The organism is Amycolatopsis sp. NBC_01286, assembly GCF_035982555.1.
GTDB lineage: Bacteria > Actinomycetota > Actinomycetes > Mycobacteriales > Pseudonocardiaceae > Amycolatopsis.
In genome coordinates, this window is sequence record NZ_CP108428.1 from 2277148 (window position 1) to 2295239 (window position 18092).

Below are 18092 nucleotides of genomic sequence, written 5' to 3' on the forward strand. Positions count from 1 at the left end.
TGGAGCTGAGGGGAATCGAACCCCTGACCCCCGCCTTGCAAAGGCGGTGCTCTACCAATTGAGCTACAGCCCCGGGTGCGGGCGGCGGACCGCCCGCACGAAGACTCAGTTGTGGGACGCGCCCGCCGGCTTGGCCGGGGTGGTTCCGTTGTTGGAGGGGACCGGAGCGGTCGCCTCGCGCCAGAGGTCGGCCTCGGCCTTCGCCGCCTTGTTGCGCTTGACCACGAACAGGACGCCGCCCGCGATAACCGCGAGTGCCAGCAGCTTCTTCACCGAAGCCCCCTTCTCAGCTTGCTTCCCTTACCCCGCGATGTTACCGGACCGGCCGGGCACGAGATCGACCGGTGCCGCAGCGCCGTGTTCCACGTGGAACCACCGGAACCACCAGTAACCCACGTCACACCCGGCCGGAAATACCGCACCGAGCGCCGTCGTTGTACAAGGTGGTCGACCACCAACTCAGCCCTGCCGGCACTTCTCTTCCCGGCAGGGCTGACCTGTACCCAGGGTCGTGGCTCTCGCAGTACCTGGATCACCAGGATCTCCCAGCCGTCCAGAACGCCTGCCAACCTGGTTGAGCACTGCGGTTTCCACGACAAAAGGAATGACGACCAATGGCGGACGGCCGATTCACCACTCACGCAGACCTTTTCGATCTGAGTGGGAAGCACGCACTTGTCACTGGTGGCACCAGGGGCATCGGGATGATGATCGCGCGCGGCCTTCTGCGGGCGGGCGCCCGCGTCGTCATCAGCTCACGCAATGCGGATTCGTGCGCGGAGGCCCAGGATCTGCTGTCCGAATTCGGCGACGTCAAAGCAATTCCCGCCGACCTTTCCAGGCACGACGAGTGTCGGCGCCTCGCCGATCTTGTCACGGCCGGCTCGGAGCGCTTGGACATCCTCGTCAACAACGCGGGAGCGATGTGGCGCGAGCCGCTGGAGACGTTCCCGGACGAGGCCTGGGACTCAGTGATCGACCTCAATCTCAAGTCGCCGTTCTGGCTGGTGCAGGCGCTGCTCCCCGCACTTCGCCGGGCGGGCACCGCCGACGATCCCGCGCGGGTCGTCAACATCGGCAGTATCGCCGCCATCCACGTCGCCGCGTCGCCCAACTACTCCTACGCCAGCAGCAAAGCGGGACTCCACCAGCTCACCAGGGTGCTCGCCAGGGAACTGGGCCCGCAGCACGTCACCGTGAACGCGGTGGCCCCAGGACCGTTCCCGTCGCAGATGATGGCGTCCACGCTCGACGCCATCGGCGACACGATCGCGGCGAAGGCCCCGCTGCGCCGGCTCGGCCGCGACGACGACATGGCGGGTATCGCCGTGTTCCTCGCCAGCCGGGCCGCGTCCTACCTCACGGGCACCATCATCCCGGTCGACGGCGGTATCGCCACGACCGCAACAGGTACCTAGGCGTCGGGGGTACCAGCAGAACCTCCCTCCGCCTGCGGACAAGGCCTACCGTGACGAGGTGGCCACGATCGATCTGCGCACCGAGATCAAGGAATTCCTGAGCTCCCGCCGCGCGCGGATCACGCCCGAGCGAGCCGGACTGCCCGCCTACGGCGGCAACCGCCGGGTCAAAGGCCTGCGTCGCGAAGAGGTAGCTCTGCTGGCCGGAGTATCGGTCGACTACTACGTGCGCATGGAGCGCGGCGGCCTCGCCGGCACTTCCGACGGAGTGCTCGACGCGTTGGCCGCCGCCCTGCAGCTCGACGAGGCCGAGCGCGATCACCTGCTCCACCTCGCGCGGCAGTCCAGGGCGCCCAGCGTTCCACGCCGCCGGCGACCCGCCTTGACGGTGCGTCCGGCGCTTCACCAGGTGCTCGACGCCATCACCGATGCGCCGGCGTGGATTTGCAACGGCCGTTATGACGTACTGGCCGTGAATCACCTCGCCCGCGCGCTGTATTCACCGGTACTGGCCGACACGCGACGACCGGCGAACACCGCGCGGTTCTTGTACCTGGATCCCGAATCGGCGAGAAAGTTCTTCGTCGACTACGACCGAATCGCCCGCGATACGGCCGCGAAGCTCCGCATGGAAGCCGGCCGCAATCCGCACGACGAGGAGCTGATCGCCCTGGTCGGCGAATTGTCGACGCGCAGTGAACTATTCCGCCAGCGATGGGCTTCCCAGGACGTTCGGCTCCACCGGTCCGGACGCAAGCGTCTGCACCACCCGGTAGTGGGCCAGCTAGACCTGGACGTCGAGTCGATGGAGCTGCCTGCCGAACCGGGCTTGCACCTGACCGTCTACACCGCGCCCACCGGCACGCCGACCGCGGACGGTCTGGCCCTATTGGCGTCGTGGGCGGCCAGCCAGGAGAACCTGGTGCGGCGACAGTGAGTTCGTAGTCAGGCTGTTAGTCACTCAGGTCACGCAAAAGCCCGGCTCGCACATCGCGAACCGGGCTTGACTTGCGTGGGCCTACCAGGACTTGAACCTGGGACCTCTTCGTTATCAGCGAAGCGCTCTAACCACCTGAGCTATAGGCCCTTGAACGAGGAGAACTTTACAGGACCCCCGAGGGGGCCCTGCAACCGGGTTACTCCCGTTCCGACAGCGTGACTTCCAGGCCTCCGGCGAGGTCGGCCGACACGTTGTAGATGAACGCGCTGACCGTGGCCAGTGCCGACACCAGGACGATGTTGATCGCGCCCAGGATGGCCGCGATGCCGAAGACGCGGCCCGCGCTGATCAGCGGTTCGGAGGACGCGTTCGCGCCTTCGCCGCCGACCAGGGAGGAGTACGTGCCGTTCAGCTTGTCCCAGACGCCCATGCCGTCGAGGACCGTGTAGAGGACGCCGACCGCGACCAGCCAGACGAAGAACATTGCGACGCCCAGCACCAGCGACAGCTTCAGGACCGACCACGGGTCGAACCGCTTGACCTGCAGGCTCGCCCGCCGCGGGCCTCGGCCCGGGCGGCGGAGGGCGCTCGGGCGGGCGCGCTGGGTCGACGCCGACGGGATGGCGGCCGCGGACGGCTCGCCTCCCGGCGGGGTGTCGCCGCCGCCGAAGAGGCGGGGGGCGGCGCTGCCGGTCACCACCGGGTGCTCGGCCGGCGAGACGGTTTGCGTCTCGCCGGCCGGGCGCACCTCGTCCGTGGCCAGCCCGACCGTCGCCTCGGCGTCGCCGCCGTCCTTGCCGACCCGCTGCCAGGGCGGGCTCGACGGAGTCCCGTTCGAACCCGCTGCCTCGGGATTCTCGGATGGTGTCACGAAGAGTCAGTCCTTATCCGTGCCGTGGTGGCGCCGTCTCACTGCTCCGGCGGCGCCGTCGTTTCTTCATCCGCGTCTGTGGTTTCGGCCACTGCTTCCGACACTGCTTCCGCAGTGTCGTCCACCGTGACGTCCGCTTCCACGGTGTCGTCACCGTTGGCGACGTCCGAGGGCTCGTCCGCGTTGCGTGCGACCGCGAGAAGAGTGGTGCCTTCGCCGAGATTCATCAGCCGCACCCCCTTCGTCTGCCGACCCGCCTTGCGCACGTCGACCGCCGGCGTGCGGATCACGCCGCCGCTCGAGGTGATCGCGTACAGCTCGTCCTCGGCGTCGACGATGAGCGCCCCCACCAGCCTCCCACGTTTGCGGTCGTGCTGGATGGTGAGCACACCCTTGCCACCGCGACCCTGCACCGGGTAGTCCTCGATCGGCGTGCGCTTCGAGTATCCGCCGTCGGTCGCGACCAGCAGGAACTTGTCCGGCTTGACCACACTGATGCCGAGCAGCTCGTCGCCGTCGTTGAACCGCATGCCGAGCACGCCGGACGTCGGGCGGCCCATCGGCCGCAGCGCCTCGTCGGTCGCGTGGAAGCGGATCGACTGGCCCTCGGCCGACACCAGGAGCAGGTCGTCCTCGGCCGCCGCCAGCACCGCGCCGACCAGTTCGTCGCCCTCGCGCAGGTTGATCGCGATGAGGCCGCCGGAGCGGTTGGAGTCGAAGTCGGTGAGCTTGGTCTTCTTCACCAGGCCGCGCTTGGTGGCGAGCACCAGGTACGGCGCGACCTCGTAGTTCTTGATCTCGATGACCTGGGCGATCTTCTCGTCCGGCTGGAACGCCATGAGGTTCGCCACGTGCTGGCCGCGCGCGTTGCGGTTGGCCTCGGGCAGGTCGTACGTCTTGGTCCGGTAGACGCGGCCCTTGTTCGTGAAGAACAGGATCCAGTCGTGCGTCGAGCAGACGAAGAAGTGCTGGACGATGTCGTCCTGCTTCAGCGTCGCGCCCTGCACGCCCTTGCCGCCGCGCTTCTGCGAGCGGTACAGATCCGTCTTCGTCCGCTTCGCGTACCCCGTGCGGGTGATCGTGACGACGACGTCCTCGACCGCGATGAGCTCTTCGTCGGTGACGTCGCCGTTGAAGGCGATGATCTTCGTGCGCCGGTCGTCGCCGTACTTCTCGACGATCGCCATCAGCTCGTCGCGGATGATCGAGCGCTGCCGCTCGGGCTTCTCGAGGATGTCCTTGAGGTCGGCGATCTCCAGCTCGATCTCGGCCAGCTGGTCGATGATCCGCTGCCGCTCGAGGGCGGCCAGGCGCCGCAGCTGCATGTCGAGGATCGCGGTGGCCTGGATCTCGTCGACGTCCAGGAGCTCCATCAGGGCCGGCCGGGCCTCGTCCGCGGACGGCGACCGCCGGATCAGCGCGATGACCTCGTCGAGCGCGTCGAGCGCCTTGACGTAACCACGCAGGATGTGGGCCCGTTCCTCGGCCTTGCGCAGGCGGAAGCGGGTCCGCCGGACGATGACCTCGACCTGGTGCTTCACGTAGTGCCGGATGATCTGGTCGAGCCGCAGCGTGCGCGGCACGCCGTCGACCAGCGCCAGCATGTTGACACCGAAGTTCTGCTGCAGCTGGGTGTGCTTGAACAGGTTGTTCAGCACGACCTTCGCGACGGCGTCCCGCTTGACCGTGACGACGATCCGCATGCCGGAGCGGCTGTTGGACTCGTCGGCGATGTCGGAGATGCCGGTGAGCTTGCCGTCGCGAACCAGGTTCGCGATGTTCTCGACCAGGTTGTCCGGGTTGACCTGGTACGGCAGCTCGGACACGACCAGGATCGTGCGGCCCTTGACGTCTTCCTCGACCTCGACGACCGCGCGCATCCGGACCGAGCCGCGGCCGGTGCGGTAGGCGTCCTCGATGCCGGACGTGCCGAGGATCATCGCCTTGGTCGGGAAGTCCGGGCCCTTGATCCGCACCAGGAGCGCGGCCAGCAGCTCGTCGTCGTCCGCCTCGGGGTTCTCGAGCGCCCAGACGACGCCCTCGGACACCTCGCGCAGGTTGTGCGGCGGGATGTTCGTCGCCATCCCGACCGCGATCCCGGAACCGCCGTTGACCAGCAGGTTCGGGAAGCGCGACGGCAGGACGTCGGGCTCCTGCGTGCGGCCGTCGTAGTTGTCGCGGAAGTCGACGGTGTCTTCTTCGATGTCCGCCAGCATCTGCATGGCCAGCGGAGCGAGCCGGGACTCGGTGTACCGCATCGCGGCGGCGGGGTCGTTGCCCGACGAGCCGAAGTTGCCCTGGCCGTCGATCAGCGGGTACCGCAGCGACCACGGCTGGGCGAGCCGGACGAGCGCGTCGTAGATCGCCGAGTCGCCGTGCGGGTGGTAGTTGCCCATGACGTCGCCGACGACGCGGGAGCACTTGTTGTACCCGCGGTCCGGCCGGAAGCCGGAGTCGAACATCGAGTAGAGGATCCGGCGGGCGACCGGCTTGAGGCCGTCGCGCACGTCCGGCAGCGCGCGCGACACGATCACGCTCATCGCGTAGTCGATGTACGAGCGCTGCATCTCCTGCTGGATGTCGACCGGTTCGATCCGGTCGTGGTCCGGAGCCGGCGGCAGAGTTTCCGTCATGGGTCCTTCTCGAGTGCGGGGGTCCTAGCGGGACAAACGAACGGGGGACGCCTACACGTCCAAGAAGCGCACGTCCTTGGCGTTGCGCGTGATGAACGAGCGGCGGGCCTCGACGTCCTCGCCCATCAGGACGGAGAACAGGTCGTCGGCCTGGGCGGCGTCGTCCATCGTGACGCGCCCCAGCAGCCGGTTGGCCGGGTCCATCGTGGTCTCCCACAGCTCTTCGGCGTTCATTTCGCCGAGACCCTTGTACCGCTGGATCGCGTCGTCCTTCGGCAGCCGCTTGCCGGCCTCGACGCCCGCGCGGATGACGGCGTCGCGCTCGTTGTCGGAGTACACGTACTCCGGTTCGGCCCGCGGCCACTTGATCTTGTACAGCGGCGGCCGCGACAGGAAGACGTGGCCGTGCTCGATCAGCGGCTTCATGAACCGGAACAGCAGGGTGAGCAGCAGCGTGGTGATGTGCTGGCCGTCGACGTCGGCGTCGGCCATCAGCACGATCTTGTGGTACCGCAGCTTCTCGAGGTCGAACTCGTCGTGGATGCCGGTGCCCAGCGCGGTGATCAGCGACTGGACCTCGGTGTTCTTGAGGACGCGGTCGATGCGGGCCTTCTCGACGTTGATGATCTTGCCGCGGATCGGCAGGATCGCCTGGTACATCGAGTCCCGGCCCTCCTTGGCCGAGCCGCCGGCCGAGTCACCCTCGACGATGTAGAGCTCGCACTCCTCCGGCTTGGTGGAGCGGCAGTCCTTCAGCTTGCCGGGCAGGCCGCCGATGTCGAGCGCGCCCTTGCGGCGGACGAGGTCACGCGCCTTGCGCGCGGCCATCCGGGCCTGCGCCGAGGAGATCGACTTGTTGATGATCGTCTTCGCCTCGGCCGGGTTGCGCTCGAACCAGTCGGCCAGCCACTCGTTCGACTGCTGCTGCACGAACGTCTTCGCCTCGCTGTTGCCCAGCTTGGTCTTCGTCTGGCCCTCGAACTGCGGCTCGCTCAGCTTGATCGAGACGATCGCGGCGAGACCCTCGCGCACGTCGTCACCGGTCAGGTTGGTGTCCTTCTCCTTGAGCAGCTTCTTGTCGCGCGCGTACGTGTTGACGACGCGGGTCAGCGCGGCGCGGAAGCCCTCTTCGTGGGTGCCGCCCTCGTGGGTGTTGATCGTGTTGGCGAACGTGTAGACCGACGGCGTGAACCCGGTGTTCCACTGCATCGCGACCTCGACCTCGAGGCCGGGGCCCTTGGCGTCGAAGGAGATCACGCTGGCGTGGATCGGGTCCTTGCTGCCGTTGATGTGCTTGACGAAGTCCTCGAGCCCACCCGGGTAGCAGTAGACCTTCTCCTTGACCCGGGCGACCTTGCCTTCGGCGTCCGCCTCGGCCTCCTCGTCGGCGACGCGCTCGTCGCGCAGGGACAGCGTCAGTCCCTTGTTGAGGAACGCCATCTCCTGGAGGCGGCGCGAGATCGTCTCGAAGTTGAAGGTGGTGGTCTCGAAGATGCCGCCGTCGGGCCAGAAGGTGATCGTGGTGCCGGTCTCGGACGCCGGCCCGAGGTCGTCGAGCGACCCCGGGATCTGGTCCGTGTACAGCTGGCGCCAGTCGCGGCCGCCGTACTTGACCTCCGCCAGCAGCCGCGTCGACAGCGCGTTGACCACGGAGATGCCGACGCCGTGCAGGCCGCCGGACACCGCGTAGGAGTCGCTGTCGAACTTGCCGCCCGCGTGCAGCTGGGTGAGCACGACCTCGATGGTCGGCTTGTGCTCCTTGGGGTGCATGTCGACCGGGATGCCGCGGCCGTCGTCGACTACCCGCACCCCACCGTCGGCGAGGAGGGTAACCTCGACCTTGGTGGCGTGGCCCGCCATCGCTTCGTCGACCGAGTTGTCGACGACCTCCTGGACGAGGTGGTGCAGCCCGCGTTCACCGGTGGAACCGATGTACATACCGGGGCGCTTGCGGACCGCTTCAAGGCCTTCGAGCACCGTGATCGATGACGCGTTGTACTCGCTCTTGTTCTCGGTCACAGGCCTTGTTTCTCCTCGTCTCGCCCGAGCGGACGCTCGCTCCCCTCCAGTGTACTTGGCCGTGTCCGCTGACATGCGGCAAGGACACCCCTGAACGCGTCACAGACGGACGAAATCGGTCCGAGCCGAGTCTTGACGTATTTCAGCGCGTCTGGATGCGTTCTCGGGGCATTCAACCGAGCAACGCGCAACCCGGGTCAGCCGTACGTGTCACGCGGGCCACGACCCGACACGTGCCGGGGCCCTTTCCGCCAGCTCGGGGCCATCGGACCCTGGATCCGCATGCGCTTGACCACGCCGTTTCCGACTCCCGCCGCGATCTTGGCCAGCAGCTTTCCCTGCAGCAACCGCAGCTGGGTGGCCCACGCCGTGGAGCTGGCGCGGACCGTGAGCTCGCCGTCTTTCAGCGCGACCGGCTGGGCGTGTTCCGCGACGTCTTCGCCGACCAGGCGCGCCCACTGCGCGAAGACGCGCGCGCCGGAGACGCTCTCGTTCCAGCCGCGGTCGCTGACGAGCCGCGAAACGAGCCGGCCGAGGGGCTGGGGATCACGCGCGTCCGCACCCGGTCCCGACCAGCGGCGGCGCCGGGGGTTCTGTCCGCTACTGGCCACGCGGCGGCGCTGCCCCGGCGGGACGCCCCGCTCCTTGGCCTTGGCTTTCGCGGCCTCGAGCGCGGCGTGCGCGAGGTCCCGGCCCGTCATCGCCGCCCCGTTCGGAGCAGTGGAGTTCTCACTCTGCGTACTCGGCGTGGCGTTCCCGGCCGGGTTAACCCCCTTGAGGGGGGTGTCAAGCGGCCGATCCGGCCTTTTGGTCACGCGCGGCGATAACCCGGGTACGGGTTTATCCACACTGTCCACAGGTTTGTCCCCAGATCGGTGGGTAACTCCTGTGTCAGCGGTCACACCGGGTGGTCGAGTCGATCTTGGAGCGCCTTTTTTGCGCTGTTCAGCCACGCGTGACCTCACCATCCGCCACAACGAACCGGCTCCCCGCCAGCTCGCTGGGCACGTCTTCGTCGACGGCGGCCGTCACCAGCACCTGCTCGGCGCTCGCGGCCACCTCGGCCAGCCGGGCCCGGCGCTTGCGGTCCAGCTCGGCGAACACGTCGTCGAGCAGGAGCACCGGCTCACCCGCCTCCCCGCGCAGCAGCTCGTAGCTGCCGAGCCGGAGAGCGAGCGCGAACGACCACGACTCGCCGTGGCTCGCGTACCCCTTGGCCGGCGCCTCGCCCAGGATCAGCTCCAGCTCGTCCCGGTGCGGGCCGACCAAGCTGATCCCCCGCTCCAGCTCGGCTTTGCGAGATTCCCCGAGCGCTTTGAGCAAGACGTCCTTCAAGACATCGGGTTGCGCCCGCTCGCCGTCCGGTACGCCGTACGTCTCCGGCAGCCCTTCACCCAGCGAAGACTTGTACGAGATCTTCGCCGGCCGGGAGTCCGGAGCGACGCCCATGTACGCCGCCGCAGCGTACGGCCCGAGGTCGGCGACGAGGTTCAGGCGCGCGGCCAGCAGCTCCGCGCCGGCCACCGCGAGGTGGTCGTCCCAGACTTCGAGCGTCGACAGCGCGTACGGGTCCTCACGTCCGGTCCGGCGCTTGCCGGCGGTCTTGAGCAGGGCGTTGCGCTGCTTCAGCACCTTCTCGTAGTCCGCACGAACCCCGGCGTACCGCGGCGCGCGCAGCACCAGCAGCTCATCGAGGAACCGGCGTCGCTCGCCAGGGTCACCCCGCACCAGCGCCAGGTCCTCCGGGGAGAACAGCACCGTGCGCAGGATGCCCAGCACGTCCCGCGGCCGGCCGACCGCGCCGCGGTTGACCCGGGCGCGGTTCGCCCGGCCGGCGGTGATCTCGAGCTCGACGGTCAGCTCGCGGTCGTCGTTGACCACCGCGACCCGCACCAGCGCGCGCTCACAGCCGTGCCGGATGAGCGGCGCGTCCGTCGCGACGCGGTGCGAGCCCAGCGTCGCGACGTACCCGATCGCTTCCAGCAGGTTGGTCTTGCCGCGACCGTTCTGGCCGACCAGCACGGTCGGCCCCGGTTCGAGGGCGAGATCGGCCTGGGGCCAGGAGCGGAAGTCGGTGACCTGCAAATGGCGCAGATACACGTGGTTCCTTCCCGGACGGGACCTACCCGCCGACCTTCTTCACGGCGTGCCCGCCGAACTGGTTGCGCAACGCGGCGACCGCGCGCATCGCGGCCGAGTGCTCCTGGCGGGAGGCGAACCGGGCGAACAACGCGGCCGAGATGACCGGCGCCGGCACCGCGTTGTTGATCGCCTCTTCGAGCGTCCACCGGCCTTCGCCGGAGTCCTCGACGTACCCCTCGAGGTCGTCCAGCTCCGGGTCCTCGTCGAGCGCGCGCACGAGCAGGTCGAGCAGCCAGGACCGGACGACGGTGCCACGCTGCCAGCCCTTGATCACGGCGGGCACGTCGTCGACGACCTTCGCGGCCTCGAGCAGCTCGAAGCCTTCGGCGAAGGCCTGCATCATGCCGTACTCGATGCCGTTGTGGATCATCTTCGCGTAGTGGCCGGCACCGACGCTGCCCGCGTGCGAGAAACCTTCCTCGCGCGGGCCTTCCGGGCGCAGCGCGTCGAAGATCGGCATCGCGCGCTCGACGTCGGCGGCCGTGCCACCGACCATCAGGCCGTAGCCGTTTTCCTTGCCCCACACGCCACCGGAGACACCGCAGTCGGCGTAGCCGATCTTCTTCGCGGCGAGCAGCTCGGCGTTCAGCTTGTCGTCGGTGTACTTCGAGTTGCCGCCGTCGATGACCATGTCACCTTCGGCGAGCAGGTTGCCCAGCTCGGTGATGGTCTGCCGCGTCGGGTCGCCGGCCGGGACCATGATCCAGACGATCCGCGGAGCGTCCAGTTTGGACACCAGGTCCTCGAGCGACGTCGTGTCGCTGACGTCCGGGTTGCGGTCGTAGCCGACCACTTCGTGACCAGCCGCGCGCAGCCGCTCACGCATGTTGAAGCCCATCTTGCCCAGGCCGATCAGACCGAGCTGAACCATGAGATCCCCTTACGTACTAACAGTGACATGTGGGGCTTCGCCCCAGCCGGGGGCTCCGCCACCCGGACCCCCTGAAAACGTGTGGTGGGTCAGCCCGGCAGACGGACGGGCATCAGGAGGTAGAGGTAGCCGGGGATGAGGTTGCCCTCGGCGTCGGCCGGCTTGATGAGGGCGGGGCGGTTCGGCGTGGTGAACGTCAGCTCCGCCCGGTCGCTGTGGAGGGCACCGAGACCGTCGACGAGGTAACCCGGGTTGAACGCGATCGTCACCGGCTCACCTTCGTAGTCGACCTGGAGCTCTTCCTCGGCGCTTCCCTCGTCGTCGCCGCCCGCGGACAGCCGCAGCGTGTTGTCCCCGAACTCCAGTCGTACCTGAGTCCCCCGCTCCGCGACCAGCGAAACTCGCTTGATCGACTCCGTGAGAGCGGACACCTCGATGACCGCGCGCGACGTGTGCGTCGCGGGCAGCAGCTGGCGGTAGGGCGGGAACTCGGCGTCGAGCAGCCGGGTCGTCGTGTAGCGCCCGGAGCCGGACAGGCCGAGCAGGCCCTCGCCGCTGGCGAGCGCGAGCCGGATCGTGGCACCGCTCGCGCCGAGCGTCTTGGCCGCCTCGGCGAGCGTGCGCGCCGGGACGAGCACCGCGGCGTCGGCCAGGCCCTCGGCGGGCTGCCAGGTGAACTCGCGCATGGCGAGCCGGAACCGGTCGGTCGCGACGAGGGTCAGCGAGCTACCGGAGATCTCGAGCCGCATGCCGGTCAGCATCGGCAGCGTGTCGTCCTTGCCCGCGGCGACGACGACCTGGGTGACGGCCTGGCCGAACGCGTCGCCGGCGAGCTCACCCGCGAAGGCGGGCTGGGACGGCAGCTGCGGGTAGTCCTCGACCGGCATGGTCGGCAGGGAGAAGCGCGCGCTGCCGCACGTGATCGTGGCGCGGGCGCCGTCGACGGCGATCTCGACCGGCTGGTTCGGCAGGGACTTGGTGATGTCGGCGAGGAGCCTGCCGGACACCAGCAGGCGGCCGCCGTCGGCGATCGTCGCCGGGACGCCCACGGTCGCGGACACCTCGTAGTCGAAACCCGACACGGTCAGCGCGTCGGAGTCGCCGTCGGAACCGGCGTCGAGCAGGACTCCGCCCAGTACCGGCACGGGAGGCCGGGAGGGGAGGCTTCTCGCCACCCACGCGACGGCGTCGGCGAGCCCGTCACGCTCGACGCGGATCTTCATGCGCGCATCCTTTCGACGACCCGAGCCACTCGGCTCGGACAGGGCGACGGGGCCGGCCCGGCCTCGCTCTGGCTTGGGGCAGTGACCGGCTGCCCGCTCCGGCCGGTCCGCCCTCCGCGTCAGCGGCCGGAGCACGGACCAGGTGCAGACATCCACGGTAGGCCGTCGCGGGGGCAGCCGTCACTTCGGCCTCCCCTTGACTTTGTCGACTTGACGACAGTCTCTCGCGGTTGTCCCCAGATTCGTCCTCCGCCTGTTTTTATCTTTTTCTCTCTTAGAAGAGATCTAAAAGGCAGTAGCAGTAGTAAGTCCTGTGGATTGTGTGGATTGAGGTCGTTCGCGCAGGTGGGAGTGCTTGCGGGCATGTGGAGAACCATGGTGGTGGATCTGGGGACAGATCGGGCCGTCCGTGGACAACTTCGAGCGGCCCCGGATCCGTCCACAGTTGTCCCCAGTTATCCCCACGGTTGTCCCCAGGTGTGGGGCCTTCTGTACCCAGGGTCTGGGGGTGCCCGGCACGGTCCGGACCGCTCTTCCGGGTGACTGGGCCCTCCTGTGCACACAATGTGGGCAACCTGTGGAATCAGCGTGGACAACGGTGTGGATTTCTTGTGGATCACCTGTGGGCGGGGTGTGGACGGATTCCGGGTCGTCGCTGGTGGGAGATCCGCGGACGTTGTGGGCAAACTGCCCACACCATGGGGAAACTTCCTTGTGTACAAACAATTTTCGCGACTTTGCGAAGCGCGCGTACGGACGCTTCGCTGCTTCGCGGGCGTAGGCGTGCTTCAGGCAGTCCAAAGACGACTCAGGGGCGCCCACATCGCGTGGACGCCCCTGAGTCGTTGGGAGGTAAGGAAAGACGGCTACTGGCGGGCGCGCTGCTTGATGCGCGACGTCAGCTCCTGCACCTGGTCGTAGATGCGCCGGCGCTCGGCCATCTCCTTGCGGATCTTCTTGTCCGCGTGCATGACGGTCGTGTGGTCGCGGCCGCCGAACGTCTGCCCGATCTTCGGCAGCGACATGTCGGTCAGCTCGCGGCAGAGGTACATCGCGATCTGGCGGGACGTGGCGAGCGCCTTCGTCTTGCCCGGGCCGCACAGGTCGTCGAGCGAGACGTCGAAGAACTCGGAGATGACGCCCATGATGGTGGGCGCGGTGATCTCCGGGGCGTGCGAGTCGGGGATGAGGTCGCGCAGCACGATCTCGGCCAGCCCGGCGTCGACCGGCTGCTGGTTCAGCGACGCGAACGCCGTGACCCGGATCAGCGCGCCTTCGAGCTCCCGGATGTTCGCCTCGACGCGCGAGGCGATGAACTCCAGGACGTCACCCGGTACCGCGAGCCGGTCCTGCGCCGCCTTCTTGCGGAGGATCGCGATGCGCGTCTCCAGCTCGGGCGGCTGGATGTCGGTGATCAGGCCCCACTCGAACCGCGTCCGCAGCCGGTCCTCCAGCGTTTCGAGGCGCTTGGGCGGGCGGTCGGAGCTGACGACGATCTGCTTGTTCGCGTTGTGGAGGGTGTTGAAGGTGTGGAAGAACTCTTCCTGCGTACCTTCTTTACCCTCCAGGAACTGGATGTCGTCGACGAGCAGGATGTCGATGTCGCGGTAGCGGCGCTGGAAGGCGACCTTGCGGTCGTCGCGCAGCGAGTTGATGAAGTCGTTCGTGAACTCTTCGGTCGAGACGTACCGCACGCGCATGCCCGGGAAGAGCCGTTGCGCGTAGTGGCCGACCGCGTGCAGCAGGTGCGTCTTGCCGAGCCCGGACTCGCCCCAGATGAAGAGCGGGTTGTACGCGCGGGCCGGCGCTTCGGCGACGGCGACCGCGGCCGCGTGCGCGAACCGGTTGGACGCGCCGATGACGAACGTGTCGAACGTGTACTTCTCGTTCAGCTTCGTCTTCGACGTCTGCGGCTGCGCCGGCGCGGTGTAGGGCTGGCCGGCGATCGGCTGCCCGGAGAACGTGGGCCAGATCTCGTGGACGGCAGCGAGCGCTTCGCCCTCTTCGTCGACTTCCTCGTCGGTGTCGTCACCGTCGTCGGGCTTCGGCCCGGCGGACTGGTGGGCCGGCATCGGCGGAGCAGGCTCGGGACGCTGCGGCGGCATCATCGGGCCGGGGCCCGGCATCGGCGCGGGGGCCGGCTCGGCGCTCACGCCGTTTTCCACCCGGGCGGGTGACGGGACGTAGCGCGGCGCGGCGACCGGGGCGAGGGTCTCGGCGGTGTCGACCTTCACGGCCAGCGAGATGGCGCGGCCGAGCCGGCGGGAGAGCGCGTCGGTGATCGCGCCGCGGAGACCGCGTTCGATCGCTTCCTTCGCGAAGTCACTGGGGGCCGCGAGCAGCGCGGTGCCGTCGAGCAGACCGATGGGGCGGGTCACGCGCATCCAGGCACGCTGCTGGGGGGACAGGGTCCCGTCGGACAGTTCGCGTACCACCTGTTCCCAGATGACACCCAGGTTGTGCTGGTGCTCCGACACCTGGCTGGCTCCCCTCCCCTCGACGGCGCGTACGGCCGGATCGGCCCGGGAACGCCCCTGGTCACACCGCCCTATGACCCCCTGCGGACCTGACCGGGTACCGGCACAGCGAATATCCACATAGTTGTCCACAGCTGTGCACTAATGTACGGCGACCCGCGGCGACGCCACCTGCGGGCTCGTCGTAAGCCGGTGGGCACTCCACCACCCGGATACTCGTGCACCTCGACCGGTGACCCGAGAGAGGCACGCTAACAAGCCCCGCTCGCTGCCACAAGGCATCCTGGGCCGCCAGCATTTCATGGTGTACGGCGTGTTGCCATTCGATGCCGCGGCGTCGACGAACGGGCCTCGCGCGGCCCGTCACCGGCGGTGGCGGAGGGGGTGCTTATCGGGCTCCAGGCGGGGGTGCGTACCCTCGTAAGGTCTCCCGTATGCGACGGGCGCGTTTCGCGTGCCCTAGTTGTCGTCGCTCGTCGTGACGAGGCCACACGTTGGTAGGAGACACCAGAGACTGCCGTGCGCCCGCACGACACGCCAGGTGAGAGGGATGACCGTCCCTCTCCGGCAGGTGGGCAGACGACACAGCGACACACAGGAGAAGCAGTGAGCAAGGGTAAGCGGACCTTCCAGCCGAACAACCGCCGTCGCGCGAAGACCCACGGGTTCCGGCTGCGCATGCGGACCCGGGCAGGCCGGGGCATCCTGGCGGCTCGCCGTCGCAAGGGCCGCGAAGCGCTGTCGGCCTGATCCGGCACGTCGGGGCGCGCCGTGCTGCCGGCTGCCGCACGTTTGCGGCGGAGTGAGGATTTCCGCGTGGTTCTCCGTCGCGGATCCAAGGCAGGCAGGCGCCGCCTCGTCGTCCACGCGTTGACCACGGACCCGTCCATGGCCGCCGATGCTTCGTCGGCGACCAGGGCGGGTTTTGTGGTGAGCAAGGCCGTGGGGAACTCGGTGGTCCGCCACCGGGTGTCCCGCAAGTTGCGTCATCTCGTTTCGGCCCGGCTCGGAACCCTGCCCGCCGGCAGTGCGTTGGTCGTACGGGCATTGCCGCCGTCCGCGTCCGCGTCCAGCGCGGAGCTCGGGGCCGATCTCGACGCCGCGCTGCGGCGGCTCGGACTACTGTCGTCGCGCCGTCCGGCCGGGGATGTCCCCAGCCCGACGCGTCCCGCGGACGCGGCCCCCGACCACGGATCAGCGGTGTGACCGGTATGCGAGCCACCCCCGAGCACTCAGTGCACGACGAGCACGACCACGACGACGAGCCCGGGCCCACCCGGCCCGGTCCGGTCGCGTGGGTCCTGTTGCTCCCCATCAAGCTCTACCGCAAGGCGATTTCGCCCTTCCTGCCACCGGCGTGCCGGTTCTACCCGAGCTGCAGCGCGTACGCCGTCGAGGCCCTCACCCGGCACGGCGCCGGCCGCGGCTCCTACCTCGCGGCGCGCCGCCTGCTGCGTTGCGGCCCGTGGACCATGCCCGGCCGCGACCCCGTGCCCGAGACGTTCTCGTGGCGGCACCGACGACCTGAAACACCGATCGAGGAGTAGCAGCAGTGCTCGATTTCATCTACTACCCCGTGTCCTTCATCCTCTGGTGTTGGCACAAGGTCTTCGGGCTCGTCTTCGGGGAGTCGACGGCGATCGCCTGGATCCTCGGCATCATCTTCCTGACGTTCACGGTCCGCGGCATCATGTTCAAGCCGTTCGTGAACCAGGTCCGGTCGATGAAGAAGATGCAGGACTTCGCGCCGGAGATGAAGAAGCTCCAGAAGAAGTACGCGAACGACAAGCAGCGCCAGGCGCAGGAGATGCAGAAGCTCCAGAAGGAGCACGGCGTCAACCCGCTGGGCAGCTGCCTGCCGATGCTGCTGCAGATCCCGGTGTTCATCGGCCTGAACCACGTCCTGCGCGCGTTCTCGATCATGCCGGCGGACGGCAAGCCGAAGACCGAGAACTACTTCTTCACCCAGCACGACGTCGAGTCCTACGTCAACGCGAAGCTCTTCGGCGTCAACCTCGGCGAGGCCGTCTACAACGGCGTCGGCGTCGTCAGCGGGGGCAACGCCGCGAACGTCGGCTTCCACTGGAGCGTGCTCCCGGTCGCCCTGCCCCTCATGATCATCGCGTCGATCGCCACGCACCTCACCGCGCGGCACTCGGTGGCCCGCCAGAACGCCGCGTCGGCCACCTCGCAGACCGCGATCATGAACAAGCTGACGATGTACATCTTCCCGCTCGGTGTCCTCGTCTTCGGTGCGCTGTTCCCGCTCGGCCTCCTCTTCTACTGGCTGGCGAACAACGGCTGGACCCTGATGCAGCAGCGCCTCGTCTACACGAAGATCGACAAGGAAGAGGCGGCTCGCAAGGCGGAGGCCGCGGAGAAGCGCGCGACGCTCGGCCCGAAGCCCGGGCAGAAGCCGACCGCGCCGAAGGTGGGCCAGAAGCCCGTCCAGCAGAAGAAGAACCAGCCCGCCCAGACCGGCTCGCAGAAGAAGGTCACCAAGGCCGGCTCGGCCCACGGCTTCGCGCAGACCACGCCGGCGGAGGCCGCCGCGGCCAAGGCCGCCGAGGCCGCTGCGGCCAAGGCGGACGGCGCGACGGTGGCGGAGGCCACCCCGGTCGCCACGAACGGCCAGAACGGCTCATCGGAGAACGGCACGGGAGTGCCCGGGCTCCTCAAAGACTCGACCAGGAAGTCGGGCCGGAAGCGCCGCTGAGGCGCGACCGGTTCGGAGAGGAGACGAATGATGTCGGAGACGATCGACACGATCGACGCCGATCAGGACGACGCGGCCGCGGGCGCGACCACCGAAGAGGAGACCGAGCAGAAGGCGGGAGGTGGCGACGACGTCCTCGTCCAGGAGGGCGACATCGCCGGCGACTACCTCGAGCGGCTGCTGGACCTGCTCGACTACGACGGTGACATCGACCTGGACGTGGAGGCTGGCCGCGCGATCGTGAGCATCGACGGCGGCGAGGACCTCGAAAAGCTCGTCGGCCCCCGCGGCACGGTGCTCGAAGCGCTGCAGGAACTGACCCGCCTGGCGGTCCAGCAGGAGACGGGCTCGCGCAGCCGCCTCATGCTGGACATCGCGGGCTGGCGCGCGGACCGCCGCGAGGAACTCCGCGAACTCGGCCGTTCGACGGCGGAGTCGGTCCTCTCGAGCGGCGAGCGGGTGCGGCTGCAGCCGATGAGCCCGTTCGAACGCAAGGTGGTCCACGACGCGGTGGCGACGGTCTCGGGCGTCACGAGCGAGAGCGAGGGCGAAGACCCCAAGCGTCGCGTGGTGATCTTCCCGGAGTCCTGACGGACTTCGTTTCAGCGGCCCGCCGGACTTCGGTCCGGCGGGCCGCTTTTGTTTCCGGACGGAGGGCAGGCCTGGGTGGAGCGGACCTGCCTTGGCGGAGGCAGCGGGTGCTGCCCGGCTCGGCATCGGCTGCAGTGGGACGCGGAGGCGGTCATCCTGTCGTGGGTGGGGCACGCCCCGACTTCAACGGG

General features: G+C 68.5%; 16 protein-coding genes and 2 tRNA genes. 7 read left to right on the forward strand and 11 right to left on the reverse strand.

The features are described from left to right. Together OG570_RS11110 and OG570_RS11115 are read right to left on the reverse strand one after the other, a co-directional pair. Positions 1 to 73 (reverse strand) — tRNA-Ala (locus OG570_RS11110). Positions 74 to 105: 32 nt separating this feature from the next. Further along, the gene (locus OG570_RS11115; RefSeq protein WP_086679331.1) at positions 106 to 273 is read right to left on the reverse strand and encodes a DLW-39 family protein; all 168 of its coding nucleotides are present in this window, start codon (positions 271 to 273) and stop codon (positions 106 to 108) included. 341 nt (positions 274 to 614) lie between these two features. Here OG570_RS11115 and OG570_RS11120 point away from each other — a divergent pair, with 341 nt between their 5' ends. Beyond that, positions 615 to 1418 carry an SDR family oxidoreductase gene (locus tag OG570_RS11120; protein ID WP_326956447.1) on the forward strand — a complete coding sequence of 268 codons (804 nt, stop codon included), beginning with the start codon at positions 615 to 617 and terminating at the stop codon, positions 1416 to 1418. A 58-nt stretch (positions 1419 to 1476) separates the two neighbouring features. Beyond that, a complete protein-coding gene (locus tag OG570_RS11125) occupies positions 1477 to 2355 on the forward strand; it encodes an MmyB family transcriptional regulator (protein ID WP_326956448.1) in 879 nt (292 codons plus the stop codon). A gap of 76 nt (positions 2356 to 2431) precedes the next feature. On the opposite strand, the gene OG570_RS11130 is transcribed toward OG570_RS11125, so the two are convergent. The 9 genes from OG570_RS11130 to dnaA form a co-directional block, all read right to left on the reverse strand. After that, positions 2432 to 2505: transfer RNA gene (locus OG570_RS11130), tRNA-Ile, on the reverse strand. Positions 2506 to 2554: 49 nt separating this feature from the next. Further along, positions 2555 to 3229, reverse strand: coding sequence for a DUF3566 domain-containing protein (locus OG570_RS11135; protein ID WP_247059658.1), 675 nt, complete (start codon positions 3227 to 3229; stop codon positions 2555 to 2557). A 38-nt stretch (positions 3230 to 3267) separates the two neighbouring features. Continuing rightward, complete coding sequence (gyrA, locus tag OG570_RS11140) at positions 3268 to 5862, reverse strand: DNA gyrase subunit A (protein ID WP_326945431.1); 2595 nt, start codon at positions 5860 to 5862, stop codon at positions 3268 to 3270. A gap of 51 nt (positions 5863 to 5913) precedes the next feature. After that, positions 5914 to 7881 (reverse strand): DNA topoisomerase (ATP-hydrolyzing) subunit B, encoded by a 1968-nt coding sequence (gene gyrB / locus OG570_RS11145; RefSeq protein WP_326945430.1) that lies wholly within the window; start codon positions 7879 to 7881, stop codon positions 5914 to 5916. A gap of 197 nt (positions 7882 to 8078) precedes the next feature. Continuing rightward, positions 8079 to 8582 (reverse strand): DciA family protein, encoded by a 504-nt coding sequence (locus OG570_RS11150; RefSeq protein WP_247059652.1) that lies wholly within the window; start codon positions 8580 to 8582, stop codon positions 8079 to 8081. Between the two features lie 244 nt (positions 8583 to 8826). After that, on the reverse strand, positions 8827 to 9981 hold the full coding sequence (gene recF, locus OG570_RS11155; RefSeq protein ID WP_326945429.1) for a DNA replication/repair protein RecF: 1155 nt from the start codon (positions 9979 to 9981) through the stop codon (positions 8827 to 8829). Between the two features lie 22 nt (positions 9982 to 10003). Continuing rightward, positions 10004 to 10894, reverse strand: a complete 891-nt coding sequence (gene gnd, locus OG570_RS11160; protein ID WP_247059649.1) for a phosphogluconate dehydrogenase (NAD(+)-dependent, decarboxylating) — start codon at positions 10892 to 10894, stop codon at positions 10004 to 10006. Positions 10895 to 10983: 89 nt separating this feature from the next. Continuing rightward, positions 10984 to 12117, reverse strand: a complete 1134-nt coding sequence (gene dnaN, locus OG570_RS11165) for a DNA polymerase III subunit beta (protein WP_247059647.1) — start codon at positions 12115 to 12117, stop codon at positions 10984 to 10986. An 866-nt stretch (positions 12118 to 12983) separates the two neighbouring features. After that, complete coding sequence (gene dnaA, locus OG570_RS11170; protein ID WP_247059645.1) at positions 12984 to 14594, reverse strand: chromosomal replication initiator protein DnaA; 1611 nt, start codon at positions 14592 to 14594, stop codon at positions 12984 to 12986. Positions 14595 to 15200: 606 nt separating this feature from the next. Here dnaA and rpmH point away from each other — a divergent pair. From rpmH to OG570_RS11195, 5 genes are read left to right on the forward strand one after another with little or no spacing between them, the layout of a single operon-like run. After that, positions 15201 to 15344: a 50S ribosomal protein L34 gene (rpmH, locus tag OG570_RS11175; RefSeq protein ID WP_247059643.1), complete on the forward strand. Its 144-nt coding sequence runs from the start codon at positions 15201 to 15203 to the stop codon at positions 15342 to 15344. A 21-nt stretch (positions 15345 to 15365) separates the two neighbouring features. Beyond that, on the forward strand, positions 15366 to 15800 hold the full coding sequence (rnpA, locus tag OG570_RS11180) for a ribonuclease P protein component (RefSeq protein ID WP_247059642.1): 435 nt from the start codon (positions 15366 to 15368) through the stop codon (positions 15798 to 15800). A 5-nt stretch (positions 15801 to 15805) separates the two neighbouring features. Further along, positions 15806 to 16141 (forward strand): membrane protein insertion efficiency factor YidD, encoded by a 336-nt coding sequence (gene yidD / locus OG570_RS11185; RefSeq protein ID WP_326956449.1) that lies wholly within the window; start codon positions 15806 to 15808, stop codon positions 16139 to 16141. Positions 16142 to 16146: 5 nt separating this feature from the next. Next, positions 16147 to 17310, forward strand: coding sequence for a membrane protein insertase YidC (gene yidC, locus OG570_RS11190; protein WP_326956450.1), 1164 nt, complete (start codon positions 16147 to 16149; stop codon positions 17308 to 17310). A 30-nt stretch (positions 17311 to 17340) separates the two neighbouring features. Further along, a complete protein-coding gene (locus tag OG570_RS11195; RefSeq protein ID WP_326956451.1) occupies positions 17341 to 17901 on the forward strand; it encodes a Jag family protein in 561 nt (186 codons plus the stop codon). Positions 17902 to 18092: the final 191 nt, after the last annotated feature.

What these genes read in the sequence shown, in the direction of transcription:
- OG570_RS11120 (WP_326956447.1), top strand. Translation starts at nt 615, where the DNA reads ATGGCGGACGGCCGATTCACCACTCACGCAGACCTTTTCGATCTGAGT.
- gyrA (WP_326945431.1), bottom strand. Translation starts at nt 5,862, where the DNA reads ATGACGGAAACTCTGCCGCCGGCTCCGGACCACGACCGGATCGAACCG.
- OG570_RS11150 (WP_247059652.1), bottom strand. Translation starts at nt 8,582, where the DNA reads ATGACGGGCCGGGACCTCGCGCACGCCGCGCTCGAGGCCGCGAAAGCC.
- gnd (WP_247059649.1), bottom strand. Translation starts at nt 10,894, where the DNA reads ATGGTTCAGCTCGGTCTGATCGGCCTGGGCAAGATGGGCTTCAACATG.
- dnaN (WP_247059647.1), bottom strand. Translation starts at nt 12,117, where the DNA reads ATGAAGATCCGCGTCGAGCGTGACGGGCTCGCCGACGCCGTCGCGTGG.
- yidD (WP_326956449.1), top strand. Translation starts at nt 15,806, where the DNA reads ATGCGAGCCACCCCCGAGCACTCAGTGCACGACGAGCACGACCACGAC.
- OG570_RS11195 (WP_326956451.1), top strand. Translation starts at nt 17,341, where the DNA reads ATGTCGGAGACGATCGACACGATCGACGCCGATCAGGACGACGCGGCC.